This window comes from Candidatus Diapherotrites archaeon, assembly GCA_016205145.1.
Classification (GTDB): Archaea; Iainarchaeota; Iainarchaeia; order Iainarchaeales; family JACQJH01; genus JACQJH01.
This window is the reverse complement of the sequence record JACQJH010000002.1, coordinates 304,840-319,932: the sequence shown is the minus strand read 5'-3', so window position 1 is coordinate 319,932 and position 15,093 is coordinate 304,840. Positions and strand designations below refer to the sequence as shown.

At 53.7% G+C, this 15,093-nt stretch carries 9 protein-coding genes and 2 tRNA genes; 7 read left to right on the top strand and 4 right to left on the bottom strand.

Annotated features, from left to right (window positions below; translation table 11 throughout):
* Positions 1–4: 4 nt before the first annotated feature.
* From HY394_04810 to HY394_04795, 4 genes are all read left to right on the top strand, one after another.
* A complete protein-coding gene (locus HY394_04810; GenBank protein ID MBI4053331.1) occupies positions 5–1,078 on the top strand; it encodes a hypothetical protein in 1,074 nt (357 codons plus the stop codon).
* A gap of 9 nt (positions 1,079–1,087) precedes the next feature.
* Entirely contained in the window at positions 1,088–3,745 is a 2,658-nt protein-coding gene (locus tag HY394_04805; GenBank protein ID MBI4053330.1) for a hypothetical protein, read from the top strand.
* Positions 3,745–8,352: a hypothetical protein gene (locus HY394_04800; protein ID MBI4053329.1), complete on the top strand. Its 4,608-nt coding sequence runs from the start codon at positions 3,745–3,747 to the stop codon at positions 8,350–8,352. Before HY394_04805 ends, HY394_04800 begins: the two co-directional genes overlap by 1 nt.
* A 194-nt stretch (positions 8,353–8,546) precedes the next feature.
* On the top strand, positions 8,547–9,245 hold the full coding sequence (locus HY394_04795; protein MBI4053328.1) for a queuosine precursor transporter: 699 nt from the start codon (positions 8,547–8,549) through the stop codon (positions 9,243–9,245).
* A 9-nt stretch (positions 9,246–9,254) separates the two neighbouring features.
* Here the strand turns inward: HY394_04795 and HY394_04790 are convergent, their stop codons facing one another.
* Positions 9,255–9,650, bottom strand: coding sequence for a DUF296 domain-containing protein (locus tag HY394_04790; GenBank protein MBI4053327.1), 396 nt, complete (start codon positions 9,648–9,650; stop codon positions 9,255–9,257).
* A gap of 93 nt (positions 9,651–9,743) precedes the next feature.
* On the opposite strand from HY394_04790, the gene HY394_04785 reads away from it, so the two are divergent.
* Entirely contained in the window at positions 9,744–10,361 is a 618-nt protein-coding gene (locus HY394_04785; protein ID MBI4053326.1) for a non-canonical purine NTP pyrophosphatase, read from the top strand.
* A 73-nt stretch (positions 10,362–10,434) separates the two neighbouring features.
* Positions 10,435–10,517: transfer RNA gene (locus tag HY394_04780), tRNA-Leu, on the top strand.
* A 133-nt stretch (positions 10,518–10,650) separates the two neighbouring features.
* Here HY394_04780 and HY394_04775 read toward each other — a convergent pair.
* A complete protein-coding gene (locus HY394_04775) occupies positions 10,651–11,772 on the bottom strand; it encodes a hypothetical protein (protein MBI4053325.1) in 1,122 nt (373 codons plus the stop codon).
* Positions 11,773–11,830: 58 nt separating this feature from the next.
* Here HY394_04775 and HY394_04770 point away from each other — a divergent pair.
* A tRNA-Val gene (locus HY394_04770) sits at positions 11,831–11,903 on the top strand.
* A 118-nt stretch (positions 11,904–12,021) separates the two neighbouring features.
* On the opposite strand, the gene HY394_04765 is transcribed toward HY394_04770, so the two are convergent.
* Positions 12,022–13,518 carry a hypothetical protein gene (locus HY394_04765; protein ID MBI4053324.1) on the bottom strand — a complete coding sequence of 499 codons (1,497 nt, stop codon included), beginning with the start codon at positions 13,516–13,518 and terminating at the stop codon, positions 12,022–12,024.
* A 44-nt stretch (positions 13,519–13,562) separates the two neighbouring features.
* Positions 13,563–14,858, bottom strand: coding sequence for an ATP-binding protein (locus HY394_04760; GenBank protein ID MBI4053323.1), 1,296 nt, complete (start codon positions 14,856–14,858; stop codon positions 13,563–13,565).
* Positions 14,859–15,093 lie beyond the last annotated feature (235 nt).

Here is a 15,093-nt window from a genome sequence, read left to right as displayed (position 1 = left end):
CTTTATGAAAAGGACACTGGCTTTGGCTTTGACAATAGGCTTTTTCGGCGCGCTTTTTTTCGCTGTTTCAGCGCAGGGCACCGGGGAATGCAAGACTGAATGCACAACGCAATGCACGCAAGTCGTTTCCGGCAGTTACGGCGGCGACTATTGCGCGAAATACGAGCAGTCCTGCAGCGTGACATGCAAGGAAAATCCCCCGCCGAACGAATGCGAGGCCGCAGGCATGTTCTGCAACGGCAAGAAAACAAACCCTGACGGGAGTTCGACCTGCGAGAACGGCTGCGGCAGTTTCAGCGGCTCAATCCTTGTTGGAGCGGAGCAGGGCCAGAAAGGAAAACTTACAGGCAAGGGCTTTGTGTTTGCGGGCGTGGCGGGTGTCGTCTGCTATGATTTCGGCGGCAGGCTTTCCTGCACCACTTCAGAAGAATCAAAGCATTCGGCATTGGCGCCGACCGGCGTGATTCTCGAGGATTTCGGCGGCAAGTGCAATTATTCCGCTTCCCAAAACCTGTATTATTCGACTTTGCCCAATGGCCTCTACAAAATCAACGGAAAATACTCTGCTGTAGTCATGGGTTCCGCTGCCGAGGCCCCGAAGGACACTTTGAATGCAAACGTTGTGGAATGCGCGGGCGGTTCAACCGACTCCTGCACATTGTTCAAGAAAGTCATTCTCCAGAACGGCTGCATTGCATCCGGCTTCAGCGAAGTCGGCGCTTACGGGCCGCTTCTTGGCGAAGCCGACCCAAGGGCAGCCAGCGACATTGAAGGCTTTAACGTGAAAGTTACCCTGCCGGACGGCAAGACCGAGGCTGCACCGGTATCCGACAATTTCACTTTCACATTTGATTCCAAACAACTGGGCCTTTACAGGTTCGAGCTTGAAACGCTTGTGAAAGCCGGCGGCAAGACAAGGCCGGTCCAGCAGTCTGTAGCTGCCCAGATCGGCGAAACGGGCTGTTCTGCGGGTTTCGCACCGGTTTTCTGCAAGCTCAAGGTTTACAACAACGCGTGCATTGCGCAAAGGTACGGCGGCTGCACGATTAACGACATTATTTCGACAAAGAAAAAGTAAGGTTTCAGGATGAAATCCGTTTTCCATGACGCGCGCGCGGTTTTTGCGCTTTTCGCTTTGCTTGCGCTTCTGCCGTCCGTGCTGGCACCGGTGAACCCGGATGCGGGCCCGCCATACTATGGTTTCCTTTGCGGGGAAGCAAAGGCGGTTGAAGTTCTCTGGGCCGCGCCCACGGAAACCGTCAGCGGACGAGCCATTACGGGAAGCCTTTCATTCAACGTTTACAAGGCCGTGGCGGAAGGGCCGCTGGTCAAGATTGCGTCAATGGTTTCCGGAACTTCCTTCATTGATACGGATGTCAAGGCGGGCGGTTCCTATGCATATTATGTGTCCGCGGTCGATTCGCTTGGCAGGGAAAGCGCCCAGTCGGAGGCCGCGGCGGCACAATTGCCGCCGTGCGCGACAGGACGATGCGATGCTGAGAATAAAGCCTGTTCGACAACGGGAACGGGCGCGCTTTGCAGCAAGGCAGAGGAATGCGATATTCCCACAACCCATTCCGTTTGCTCCGATGACAAGTGCGAGATTGTCGCGGGACCGGGCCCGCCATGGCAGTGCACTTCCGATGCCCAGTGCAAGGGCAAGCACGCCGAATGCGTGAACCAAACGTGCTCTCTGGTTGATGGCACGGGACCCGCAAAGTGCCTTTCCGACAACGAATGCAAGCCCGTTGAGTACACCTGCGACTACGTGACACAGACCTGTTCCCTGTCAGGCGAGGGCAACGTGCTCTGCACTCCCGGAAGTTCGTGCATCCTGCCCATGCATTCCACATGCAGCAGGGATGCTTGCATACCGGTTTTCGGAACCGGTGACGACGAATGCTCGTCGAACCCGCCAATCTGCAAAAAGAAGCACATGGCCTGCGTGAACGATGCATGCGAGCTTGTCGACGGCCCCGGTCCATCGACCTGCCAGGTTGACGCGCAGTGCAAACCCGCGGATCACGCGATATGTCAGAGCGAGGCGTGCCTGTCAGTTTCCGGTTCGGATGACAGCCTTTGTTCTTCCAATTCGACGTGCGGCCCGGGAGTCTATTCGGGTTGCGTCGGGAATGCCTGCGTGCTTGTAAGCGCGCCCGGCTATCCGAGATGCCAGAACAGCGAACAGTGCCGCAGTTCTGAAACGCACGCGGTGTGCCTTGATGATGCTTGCGTGCAGGTCGCGGGAACCGGCGGGAACAAGTGCTCATCCGATTTAGAATGCAAGAACAAGCACATGGAGTGCCAGAACAATGCGTGCGCGCTTGTCGACGGAAAAGGCGATTCGACCTGCTTTGGCGACGAACAATGCGTTGTGCCCAAACATGCAATTTGCGATTCCGGCGCGTGCGTTCAGGTTGACGGTGAAGGCGTAAACCAGTGCTCTTCGAACGCCGACTGCACCGCAAAGCATGCGGATTGCATTGGCGGAGCCTGCGCGCTTGCCGACGGCGCGGGGCCCGCAAAATGCCATATAAACCTGCAGTGCAACCCCCCGGAAACCCATGCGGTGTGCAGTCCGACAAGCCCCAGCACTTGTGTCCAGGCGGCCGGTCCCGGTCCGGACTTGTGCGGTTCTGACAACGACTGCATTGAGACCCACACGGAATGCGTCAACAACGCGTGCAAGCTCGTCAGCGGCGCCGGTGAACCCAAATGCATTTCCGACAGCCAGTGCAATCCCGTGCAGATCGGCAAATGCGATCCGCAGGGCGCGTGCACGACCTCGGGAAACGGCGAGCTTTGCAGCACGGCAACCGGCTGCCTGGGCGACACGCATTTTATTTGCGGCAATAAAGCGTGCGTTGTAGCCGCAGGACCTGGCGAAGACCAGTGTTTTATTGACAACGACTGTATTAAGAAGCACGCCGCGTGCGTGAGCGGCGCTTGCGCGCTTGCCGCGGGTCCCGGGCCGCCCGAGTGCGTGGTCAATGATGATTGCCCTGTCCCGGTCTGCGGCGACGGCGTCTGCAACATTGGCGAGGCGTGCTCTGCCGATTGCCTGTCGGAAATTTGCGACGACGGAGTCGACAACAACGGCAACGGCGAGGTCGACGAAGGCTGCAATAACGTTGTTTTCAAGGAAATCTGCGGCAACGGCGTTGACGACGACCAGGACGGCGTTACAGACGAATGCGCCGACCTGACCGTGACAAGCATTTATGCCCCGGATTTCCCGGCCGTGAGCGGCAGGATTTCAGTGCCATCGAATTCAACGGTGACGCTTGAAGCCGCAGTGAAAAACCTCGGTTCCGACACTGCAAAGAACGTTGGCGTGGTTTTGTTCGAAGGGCAAAGCGGCTTCGGTTCAATGCTGTCCGAGGCATTCGTTTCCCTGACGCCGGGCGAACAGAAAATCATGAGGTTTGAAGTGAACACTTCAAGCTGGTTCGGCACAGTCATTGTTTCGGTTGTGGCGGATGCGCCGAAGGCGATTGAAGAGAACAACGAATACAACAATTCGCATGAAGCAAGCCTTGATGTTTCGGATCTGCCTGACCTGCTTGCAAAGGCTTCCACTCCAAGGACGTGCTATGCGCTGAATGAAAACATTTCCATTACCGCGACGATAACGAATGCCGGCAGGACTGTTCTAAAACAGCTTGTTGACGTGGGATTGTACCGCGGCGACGTTGTCGGTCCGCCAGAGCAGGCGAAGCAGTTGAAAGTCGGAGGCGGAAACTGATGGCTTGGAATCGCGGGCAGGCTGCAATGGCATCGTTCCTTTTATTCGCGCTTTTCATGGCGGGCACTGCCTTTGCAGACCCCCAAATGAAAATATTGGGTCTCAAAATGACCGCCTTGGACGGGCCGTTCGCCGGCACTGTCTTGTCGGACATAAGCAATCCAAGCCAGGGAAAGGCATTGTGCCCGTCTGGTTTTGCAATAGGCGAAAACACGCGCGTGAGGATTGATGAAACGGTCCAGAACATTGGTTCGGATCCCACCGCAAACGCGAGGATTTATTTTACATGGGGGTCGCCGGGCCCGTTGTTGCTTGACTGTTCGAAGCCAAACACGCGCGACATTCCCAACCAGCGCTTCTGCGCGGCTGAAACTAAAACCTATTCGTTCGAATGCACGATTGTCTATTCAAAATATTTTGCGCCCTCGATGAATCCGAAGACCATTAAGGCCATAAGCTATGCTTCTTTCAGCGGCAACAACAACGGCGCGGTTGGCGCAAATCTGTGCTATAACACCACGACGCAGGGCGCGGAATACGCCCTGATTCAAAAAAACATGGTTGTTTCCTCCGGAGGCAGCGTTGTAGCCGCCGGTAGCCCGCTCAATTTGGGAAGCAATGTTTCATACACCATGAGCTACAAGAACAATGGCAACATGCCGGTCTGCATCAAAAGGACTCCGAGCGCATATTTCGACGTTGAGACAAACGCGGCTTTTGTTGAAGGCCACCCGTCGCAGTTTTTTTCCCTCCAGCCTGATGAGTCAAAGGCTTTCACTGAAAATTTCGTTGCAAAGAATCCGGGCACAGTGAGACTGTATGACATGCATTTAGAATATTTCGAGGATTGCACGACTCAATTGCCGGTGCAGAACACGGTTTATTATGCCGGCAACCAGGGTTTTCCTGTCAAAAGCGGGCCTTTTGCAATAATCGTGGCGGCCCATCCAACCGACAATTTCTGGTACGTCACCGGCAAACCCTTCACTTTCAACGTCAAAGTGAAGAACACCGGCGACATGGATTTCACTGAATCATTCCCCCTGCTGGTAAAGCTTTACTTCTTCAAGGGCGGCGCAATGAATGCGGTGCGGACAAAAAGCGTTTCCCTGCCCAAAGGCCAGGAAACGACGGTGCAGTTTGTCGAACCTTCAACAACCGACCTGTTTTTCACCACTTCAATTGTGGCTTCAGCTGAATTTGATTCCGCAAAATACGACTGGCCGGTAAGGGGCCCGCAGATGACCGGCTACCTGCAGAATTCTTTTTCAAAGAGTGCAATGGCCCTTCCAATTCCGAAAATAATTTCCTCCAACAATTCTAAAGAGGTCTTTTTGACCATGGCAAGGAATGCGGGGCAGGCAGTGCCATTGCTGCTTACGAACCCGTCGTTCGACGCGCAGTCCTTTTCGCTCAGCGCTTCCGCGCCGAATCTTTCGATTTCCTCGGCGAACGTTTCCCTGGCCGCCGCGACGTGCGGCGCATATGCATCGGACTCAAGTGTTTCAGTCAATGTGAAGGCACCCGGCAAGGCAGGCTATTATTCGTATCTCGTGGCATCCAAATCCGACAAGGACCCTTCTTTGGCGGATTTCCTTAAAATCAATGTCAAGGTTTTGCCTGACCCGTGCGCCACGCAGGGCGGCACAATCTGCTCCGCGAAGCAGAACTGCGACGGCACGCCCGTGCAGTCAAGCAACGCAGGCCTGTGCTGCATCGGCAAATGCGTTGCGAACTCCGGCAGCATTTCGTTCAGCGTTGCCGCAAACTCGGTTGTGTCAAGGACGATTTTCAGCGTTTTCGCGGACTACACGCAAAAAATATCCGAGTTGCTTGAAACGGACAACACGGGGCAGATTGTGTTTGAAAGGTCCGCCGGCGGCAATGTCTGCGTTGTGCAGGAAAAGTGCACGAACGGCGTTGACGACGATGCAGACGGCAGGATTGACTGCGCGGACTCCGACTGCGAATCAAACAACGCGTGCGCGGGCGCAAAATGCGACCCGGATTCCAAAGCATGCGTTGCCGGCGGCACCGGCGCATCCTGCATAACGAATGCTTCCTGCGAGGTCGACGTGACCCACCTTGCCTGCCAGAATTCTGCCTGCATTGTCGCTGCGGGTGAAGGCGAAGACCTTTGCAGCAGGGACGCCGACTGCACAGGCAAGAAGCAAGTCTGTGAAAACAATGCCTGCACGCTTGTTCCCGGCACCGGCATTTCGGAATGCTATTCTGACACTGACTGCGGGCCCGCTCCTGTCGGAAGGTGCAGCGCGGACTTCAGCGCCTGCCAGCTTGCCGGAGAAGGCCAGCTTTGCATGCAAAACTCCTCCTGCACTTCAAACTCGCATTCGGTGTGCAGCAATGATGCCTGCATCAGGGTCATCGGCGAAGACGGAAACCAGTGCGATTCCGGGGCCGAATGCACGGGCAAGCACGCCTCGTGCCAGGGCAACGCGTGCGTTTTGGTTGATGGTTCCGGCGAAGCCGAATGCCTGTCGAATCCCCAGTGCGCTGACCCCACGGAAAAACATGCGGTTTGCTCAAACAATGCATGCGTCCAGGTTTTCGGCCCTGGCGCAAACCAGTGCTCCGCTAACAATGATTGCACGGACAAGCATGCCGCATGCGTCAACCAGGCATGCGTTCTGGTTGACGGCGCCGGGCCTGCGACCTGCCATTCCAATGACGATTGTTCAAGCAACACGCATTCGGTGTGCAGCAACGACTCGTGCCAGATAGGCATAGGCCCCGGCGTGAACCAGTGCTCCGCCGACAGCCAATGCGTGAACAAGCATGCGGCATGCGATGTGGTCACAAAGGCCTGTGTCATGGTTGACGGCGCCGGGCCTGCGACCTGCGTTTCCGACACGGATTGCGGCGCGCCTGAGAATGCGCCCGACCTCTTCATTTCCGATGTAAAAGTCACCAATGTGCAATTCGAGGATGGAAAAATAATTTCTGCCTCAGTCGAGTTTGCCGTGAAAAATAATGGCAAGCCCATAACTTCGGATTTCTCGAACGGGTTGTACACTGACAGGCGTGAGTTCAATCCAAGGGTGGTAACAGAGCGTAAGGTTTCCGGCAACGAGAGGACAAAGCTTTCCGATCCGAATGCCGAGGTAAGATTTGAAAAGATTACTCTTACAAGCGACGATTTCAGAAACGAGATAACGCCGGAAAAGAAGGCCAAAAAAGCCGCGTGCGTAGCCCAAGGCGGCGAATGGTCTAACAGCGAATGCAGGCCTGCAAACGAAAATGGTGGTCCCGGTAACGCCACTGCGTCCGGCGCTTTGAATGTTGGCCCTACCAACACTTCCGGTTCCGGCAATCGCATTGTGAGCGGTGGAGGCAACGGCTGGGGGGCTGGCTGGGGCGCGGGTTCACAGGGCGACGGCGGCAATGATGGCGGTTATGGCAACGGCCTGGGAAGCATTTATGGCTCCGAAGCGGTCGAGGTTCCTGGCGGGCAGAATGACGGAACCGCGCATTTCTCCGGCGTGATTCAGTTCCAGGCGGCGCCCGAGTTCGAGGATTCCCATATCCTGCTGATAACTGTTGACAAGGACAACCAGGTCGCGGAGTTGAACGAGAACAACAATTCCTTTGAACGCGTGATCGCGGACAATGGCGAAATCTGCGGCGACGGCGTTGACAACAACGGCAACGGCCAGGTCGACGAGGGCTGTGCCAAAAAGTTCGGCATGTGCCTCTCCAACAACTGCGTTCTGCCTGCGCCGGCAAACTGGGACGGCGTAAGCAACTTTGATACCGACGGCCTGTCCTGCTCCGCAAGCGTGCAGTGCTCGGAAGGCTCGCACACGGTCTGCAGCAACAATGCGTGCATTTTGGCCGCAGGCATAGGCGACGATTTGTGTTCTTCCGACTCGGAATGCGAGGGAAAGCATGCGGCCTGCCAGCAAAACGCATGCGTTCTGGTTAACGGTTTCGGCGAAGCCGAGTGCCTGTCAAACAAGGATTGCGGCGAGCTTCCGGCTTCGGAGGGCCTGGCAGTTGACCTGAAGAATACCGTGCCCGTGGGCGAGGCGCAGGAAATAACGGTTTTCGTCAAAGGCCAGCCCGCGCAGGACGCCTCAATCAGCGTTGTTTCGCCTAGCAGCCAGTCTTTGTCCTTCACGACCGCGGCTGACGGAAAAGCCCGGTTCATTGTCAAGGAAGAGGGCGAGTACAGCCTTGTAGTGAAAAAGGACGACCTCATTGCAAGGCCCAAATTCAGCGGCATCGCGCTGTTATCCTCTTTTGTGGGCACGATTTCGGATTCCGCGAAAATCATTTTAGGCAGGGCCACAACGGAAGCGCCGATGCTTGCACTGCTGTTGCTGCTGCTCAGCATCATTGACACGGTTCTCGCATTCGTTGTGTTCAAGCGCCTGTTCGAGCTCAAGGTTGTATCCAGGCGCGAGGAAAACAAGCGCCTGCTGATAAGGACACTGCTTGCGCTGGTGTTCTTTGTTGCGCCGCTGGCAGTGAACCTGGTTCTGGGCATACTATTCGGAATAGTGGCCGCGATACTAGAACTCGGAATACTGTTCATAGTTGACAACTACCTCAAAAAGAAAGGCGCGATTATCCGCGTAAAGGTCTGAATTCGCATTTTGCCTGGCAACGGCAATTTGGTTTTAAACCTAATGTGCGGAGTAAGAATAATGGGACTGGCTGTTTGCCGCGTTTTGGCATGTTTTTTCAGGTAAGCTGCCGGCAGCGTAGTGCATTGGTGTTGTGCTCCCGGCGTGTCAGGCAAGAAGGGCGCGTGCAATAGATAGGGTGTGTGGGAATTTTTATGGAAAAACCAGAAAACCCGGCGCAGACCAAAAATTTCAGGTACTTTGACGTCATAATGGCGTCATTTGTGGCAGTCCTGATAATTTCCAACATAGCGTCATCCAAGATTCTCTCGTTTTTTTTCTTCGACTTTGACGGCGGCACGCTTCTGTTTCCTTTGAGCTATATTTTCGGCGACATCCTGACCGAGGTTTACGGTTACAGGAAATCAAGGAAAGTCATCTGGATGGGTTTTTTTGCCACGGCTTTCATGTCCGCTTACCTGTGGCTTGTCGGCATACTGCCGCCCTCGCCGGGCTGGGAAAACCAGGGTGCGTTCATGGCCGTGCTTGGCGTTGTGCCCAGAATAGTCATTGCAAGCCTGGTCGCGTATTTCGCCGGCGAGTTCTCCAATTCATTCATACTTGCCAAAATGAAAATCTGGACAAAAGGAAAATGGCTTTGGGCGAGGACAATCGGCTCGACAATCGTCGGGGAAGGCGTGGATACCCTGCTGTTTGTCACAATCGCATTCTTCGGCGTTCTCCCGCAAAGCCTTTTCATTGCGGTAATAGTCTCAAATTACGTTTTCAAGGTCGGCATCGAAGTGCTGTTCACGCCCATAACCTACAAAATCGTGGCCTTCCTGAAACGCATGGAAAAAACGGACGTGTACGACCACAAAACCGATTTCAACCCTTTCAGGCTTGAACAGTGAAAAGCAGGCTCAGTTTTCCTTGTTCTTTATTTCCAGGAAACTGAGGATTATCTGAAAGCCTTCCGAAGCAGTGCCCTTTGTAAGCGTGCCGGAAAGGGGATGCGAATTCATTACCGTGATGCTCATGCTGCCGAACAGTTCGTCAAAGCTCAATGAGAATTTGCCGCTGGCGCGGAAAATCTTTTCATCCGCCAGTTCCTTTGACTTGAGCCTGTTGCCCTGATTGAACGTTATCTGGCCGCTTTTTACGAGGCCGTTGGCCTGCTCGACAAAGGCCTCCTTTATGCCGTGCTCTTTCATGCCCTCCTTGATGGAATTGATTATGCCCTCGCCCTCGGATAGCACGAGCGTCAGGTGCTTTTTTTCGGCCCTGCCCTTGTACAGTTCAGCATCAAAAATCGGCATGAAAGAAATGAAACAAAAAAGGCTTTAAAAAGCGATTGCCGGTGCTTCCGGTTCCCCAACGATTTAAAAACAATCCTCTTTTCTCTTGTCTTAATGCCTGATCCTCTTTTCCTGGTTTCAACAAACGATTTCAAGTTCGACGAAATCAAAAAAATCCTCGGCGGTTACGGCGTGAAAATTGAGCAGAAAAAAATCGAGCTTGACGAGCCCGACCTGAAATCGCTTGAAGAGATCGCGCTGGCAAAGGCACGCCATGCCTACAGCCTGGTCAAAAAGCCGCTCATTGTCGAGGACACTGGCGTTTTCTTCGATGCCCTGCCGGGCTTTCCGGGCACCAAGGCGAAGCGCGCCTGGCTCGAACTGGGCTTTGAAGGGCTGTTCAAAAAGCTCGAAGGAAAAGACCGGAGTGCAAGGTTCAAGTCGGTTATCTGCCTCATGAATTCTCCGCAGGACTACAAGTTTTTCGCCGGCGAACTGGAAGGCAGGATCCTGGAAAAAGTCGTCATGCCGGAAGCCAAACGCCTGCCATACGAAAAAATCTTCGAGCCTGACGGCGGGAAAAAAGCGCTAGTCGAATTTTCGGTCGAGGAAAAAAACGCGTTCTCGCACCGCGCCATTGCAGCGGGAAAGCTCGGCGAATACCTCGCAAAAACGCAAAGCCCGCAGGCAAAAAATGGCGGGAAAAACAAAAGCGGCAAGGCAAAAAAATAAAACGCGAATTCTTGGACGGCATTCCCGCGAAAAGCAATAAAAAGCCCTTCGGGCGAATATCCTATATCATTCCGCGGGAGTGGGATAGCGGCAATTCCGCGGGCTTTAGGCGCCCGTGCCTTAGTGGCTCCGCAGGTTCGAGTCCTGCCTCCCGCAAGCCGTCACGCCCGGCTGGTGCGGTTTGTGGCATCCGCGCTGTTGCGGGATGCCACGCATGCTCTCGCATTAAAAGATTTCAAGAGTTTGCAGGCAATCCTTTTTGAGCGGCAAATAATAGGTTTCCGGCCGGTTATTTTTTCTTGAACATGTCGCTGAGCCTGACAAGCGTGCCTTTCTTCTGCTCGTCTTCTGCCGGGGCTTCCTTTGCATGCCATTTCTTGGGCGCATTCTGGCTTTCAAGTTCCTTGTCCTTCGCCGCCAGGGCATCCTCCAAATTGTCGTCGTTTGCCCACTCCTTGTTTGCGGAGTCCGCGTAAATGGATTCCCTTTTCGTGAAATGCATTATTGCAAGCACCGACACGACAATGAGCACGACCAGGCCGATTATTGTCATCGAATTCGCTTCAGCCGCCCCGACCAGGCCGGTTAAAATGTTCTCGTTCTGCACCGCATTTTCATCCGGGGCCTTTTCCATTTGTGCTGCCGATGTTTCAGCCTGCGGCTGATCGTTCTGTCCGGACAAGAATTTCACGACGTTTTCAAGCGGCCCGGCAGTGCGCGCTTCAAGCTCGCCGACCTTTGCGCTTGTCTCCTCGTTCTGGGTTTTCTGTTCCTCGACCGCGCTTTCCGTGCTTGAAACCCTTGACTGCAAATTGCGCAAACTGCCTGAAATGCTTTCAACCTCGGCCTGCTTCTGGGTCAAAGAGTTTTCCAGTTCGGAAACCTTTGACTTGAGCGAGGAATTTTCGCCTGCCAGCGCATCATTCTTGCTTTTCTGCTCGTCAAGGCTCTGGGAAAGCGAATCGATTTTCTGCAAGGCATCGGCCCTGAACGACTCGTCAAGCGGCTGGAACGAGTTTATATTGGCCTGCTGCTCCTGGACAGTTGAACCGGCCTTCAACTCGACTGCCTTGACGTTATGGCTGCCCGCGGACAAGCCGGCAAGCGACACCACTATCTTGAGCCCGTCCTTTGAGGCCTTGTCGTCATCAGCGAGCGCCGCACCCAAAACTTTACTGTTATCAGTGTCGCTTTCACTTATCGTGCCAGAACCGTTTGCCGTCGGAAAAACGGTTGCAACCGCCTGACCATCCAATTGTATGACTGCCTGGTCAAAATTGTCCGTGGAATCAAACTTTGCGGTTACGCTGAAATTCGAATAAGCCGGAATCTGCGAAGGCGCCTCGACAGTCAAAGCCGAAACAGCGGAGGCAAAAAACAGCACGAAGGCAATGGCAAAAAACTTTCTCATCAATAAGCATACGTATCTGCTTTTTTTAAACATTTCCGAAGAGAATTTTCTCTTGCACAGGGAAGTGGTCTAGTGGCTATGACACTGCCTTCACACGGCAGAGACCGGGAGTCCGATTCTCCCCTTCCCTAAGCGGTTTCGCCCGCTTGTGACGAAACCAAGGCGCCGGTTTCGTCCGGCGAGTCCGAAACCAAGGCGTGTCACTGGTGACACGCCGAGTAAGCAATGCCGCCTTTTTTTTGTTTCGGGCTACTTCTCCGCCACCATGAGCTTTCCCTTGAAGCCGTTTTGCCTGATTTCGTTGAGGACGGACAGCATCTGCCATCTCCAATCGGTTTTGCCCTCGATGACAATGTCCGTGGAATTTTCAGCTTCTCCTTTTTTCATTCCGATTATACGGACGTCCAAGAACTCCTTGTCCGGCAAAAACTTTTCCGCGTCAGCATTTTCAAACCAGTAAACGGTAAGCTTCCGCACTGTTTTGTAAGGCAGGCCTTCCTCGACGTAAAAATACTGTTTCGGCCTGAAATCGGCCCTTATCCTGTCCTCCAGCTCGCCGGACCTGAAAAGCCTGTTTGGCGTGATGCGCGCATACCCCACCCAGCCTTCCTTGTGCGATTCGAGAATGCCGCCGAACTTTTCAACTTCCGAGTCAAACTCCGCCTTGGTCATTTCAGCCGGCAAACCGTAAAAATACACTGCCCCGCCCTTCTCGGTTTCCTTCATCGTCATCCACGCAGGGTATTCCATCACAAGCCTTCCGAAGGACAGGTCAAGGATTATGATGCCTGACAGCAGAAGTGAAATGCCGAACAGCACTGCAAGGCCCTTTGTGAACGCGTTTTTCTGCAGGATTTTTTTCCGGCGCATGACCGCAAAATAGTACGCCAGGTTTATTGCCACAATCAGGGGAACCGAAAAAAGGCTGTCGTTGAAAGACAACCCCAAAAGAATGCCGACAAAGCTGACAAGGGAAATTCCGATCAGCGGGAAAAGTATGAGAATCATCGAATCGGTTGACCTGAGATAGTTCCTCGCCCAGTACAACAGGAAAAAAACCAAGGCAATGACCGTCGTAGTGGAACCAATGCCGCCGTCAAACGTTCCGATAAGCAGGCCTATGAAGCTTGTCAAGGCAATGAAATAATCGAACAGTTTTATTTCACGGATCCTTGCATTGAGGTGCAGCACCGCGAAAACCAGGCCGAAAAGCCCCAGCAAAAGGTAAGCCGAAGCCCACAAGTCAATGTCCGGATAGATTTCATAGAATGGACGCCCGTCATCGACGCTTGGCCCGGCATGCAATCCGGTTATTTTTTCAAAAAAGTATATGCTTGCCTTGGGAAAATGGTTGTGCGAAACAATCGAGGCCTCCCATTGAAGGTATTGGCCGTTGGAAAGCGCCGCAAACGGCCCCAAAGTCTGGTAGTGCACTGCAAACAGGTAAAATTGCAGTACGCCCAAAAAATACGCTATTCCCAAGCACGCCAGAAAAAGCTTCAGGAACAATTTTTCCTTTCCTGCAAGCCTTTGAAGAATCCCTGTTTTCAGCACGCAAATGCTGATTAAGATGTTAAGGGAATACCACGAAAAAGTTACGGCAAGCTTGCCGATTGAATTGCCCGCAAAAATGGCCTGGTTCAGGCCGTGCACGAATTCCAGAATCGTCTGGCTCAGGAAAGCAAGCAACGCGATTGCAATTATTGCCAGCAAAGCCTTTGACAACTGCCCAGCCTTTCCGTCCAAGAAAATATCCCACCAGACCAGAAAATTGCTTAAAGAAAGCCTTTTTAATCCGTGAACGCGCTTGCCGTGACGCCGGCATCCCACGAATAGCGGGGCCTGATTTTCGTCATCCAGATTTTTTCGGAATTGTCATCCAGGATAATTGCAAAGCCCTTCGAGCGCGGCATTTCCTCATAATACTTGTCAAAATCCTTGTGCAAATAGCTCGGCCGCAAAGCCGAAACCGCGTCGATATCCGGCCGCGAAGTCATGCGGTGGCTGATGAACAAATCGCACTGGCTTATCGTGTCCGGATGCAGTTTGTCCGGCCTCTGCGTAGCCAAAACCAGTGACAGGCCCGGCTGCCTTCCGACACGAACCCATTCAAGCAAAACCCTCAACGCAATGTTTTCCTCGTCCTTTGGCATGAACATGTGCGCCTCGTCAATGAACATCCAGACAATCGGCATGCCGCTCTCGCGCTTTTTCCCCTTAATCAGCCTGATTTCCTCTTCTTTCCTGAAAAGCATGCGCTCCTCGAACAGTTTTTTGCCGACCAATGCGACAATGATGTCCTTGGTGCCCTCCGCTCCGATTGTCTGCCGGTAAGCCGAAACATCGATTATAGTGATTGCTCCCGCCTGCGCCAAATCCGTTATTTTGGGCGCCTGCTTTTCAATCAGGCCCCAGGTTTTCGCAACGCGAAGCCGGTTCACCAAAGCCTGCCTTGTGTTAGACTCCGATTCCTCGTCAGATTTCGCAGCGGCAATTATTTCGTCAACCCCAAAATAAGTGCCGAGCTTTTCCCTCACGCTTTCAATGACCCTTGTCAAAAGCACGCCTTCCGGATCCCTCCAGGTCAGCTTGAACAAGGCCATCCACTCATTTGCCTCAAGCTCCGAAGCCTTAATCGAAAAAGCGCCGTCAACCGGAATCTCTTTTTCCCTGTAAAAGTCAAGCTTGCCTTTCGGCACCAAAACCTTGATGTCCGTCGCCTGCGCCTTCAAATCCCACTGCGACAATTCCTCGGCATTCAGCTCATCGCCTTTTTTCAGGCTCCAGAAAATTCCGACAGTGTCAATTACAATGACGGCAATCCGGTTCCTCACCTGCATTGGAAGGCGCGCCATTTCCTCGATGAGCACGGCCATAGAGAACGACTTTCCCCCGCCGCGCTTGCCGCAAATCAGTATTAGGTGCGGCTTGGCAACATCCATCCTGATTTTCCTTCCAAGCACCGGCCTTTCGCCGGAAGACATCACAACCTTTCCGATGTAAGCCGTGCCCTGCTCGCCGTACTTTTCAATGTCGGACAGGCTCCTGCCGATAATGGCAGGCTTCTCGTTCAGTTCAAACGCCATCGGCAAATAATAGGGCAAAACCGTATTTAAAAGTAGGGGATGGCAAACGCTAGTTGTGGTGAAAGTCTCCGGGACGGAAGCAGGGAGCATTCATGCAACCCTGAAATATTTAAGTGGTTTTGCGTGGGTCGGCAAGTGACCCACTTTTACGCAAAACCGGTTTACCCGGCGCCTCGCAAAGCGGGGCGCCTTGGTTTCGGACCCGGCGGACGAAACCGCCGGGCGTGGCAAAGGA

What these genes read in the sequence shown, in the direction of transcription:
- HY394_04800 (MBI4053329.1), top strand. Translation starts at nt 3,745, where the DNA reads ATGGCTTGGAATCGCGGGCAGGCTGCAATGGCATCGTTCCTTTTATTC.
- HY394_04795 (MBI4053328.1), top strand. Translation starts at nt 8,547, where the DNA reads ATGGAAAAACCAGAAAACCCGGCGCAGACCAAAAATTTCAGGTACTTT.
- HY394_04775 (MBI4053325.1), bottom strand. Translation starts at nt 11,772, where the DNA reads ATGAGAAAGTTTTTTGCCATTGCCTTCGTGCTGTTTTTTGCCTCCGCT.
- HY394_04810 (MBI4053331.1), top strand. Translation starts at nt 5, where the DNA reads ATGAAAAGGACACTGGCTTTGGCTTTGACAATAGGCTTTTTCGGCGCG.
- HY394_04760 (MBI4053323.1), bottom strand. Translation starts at nt 14,858, where the DNA reads ATGGCGTTTGAACTGAACGAGAAGCCTGCCATTATCGGCAGGAGCCTG.
- HY394_04790 (MBI4053327.1), bottom strand. Translation starts at nt 9,650, where the DNA reads ATGCCGATTTTTGATGCTGAACTGTACAAGGGCAGGGCCGAAAAAAAG.
- HY394_04805 (MBI4053330.1), top strand. Translation starts at nt 1,088, where the DNA reads ATGAAATCCGTTTTCCATGACGCGCGCGCGGTTTTTGCGCTTTTCGCT.
- HY394_04785 (MBI4053326.1), top strand. Translation starts at nt 9,744, where the DNA reads ATGCCTGATCCTCTTTTCCTGGTTTCAACAAACGATTTCAAGTTCGAC.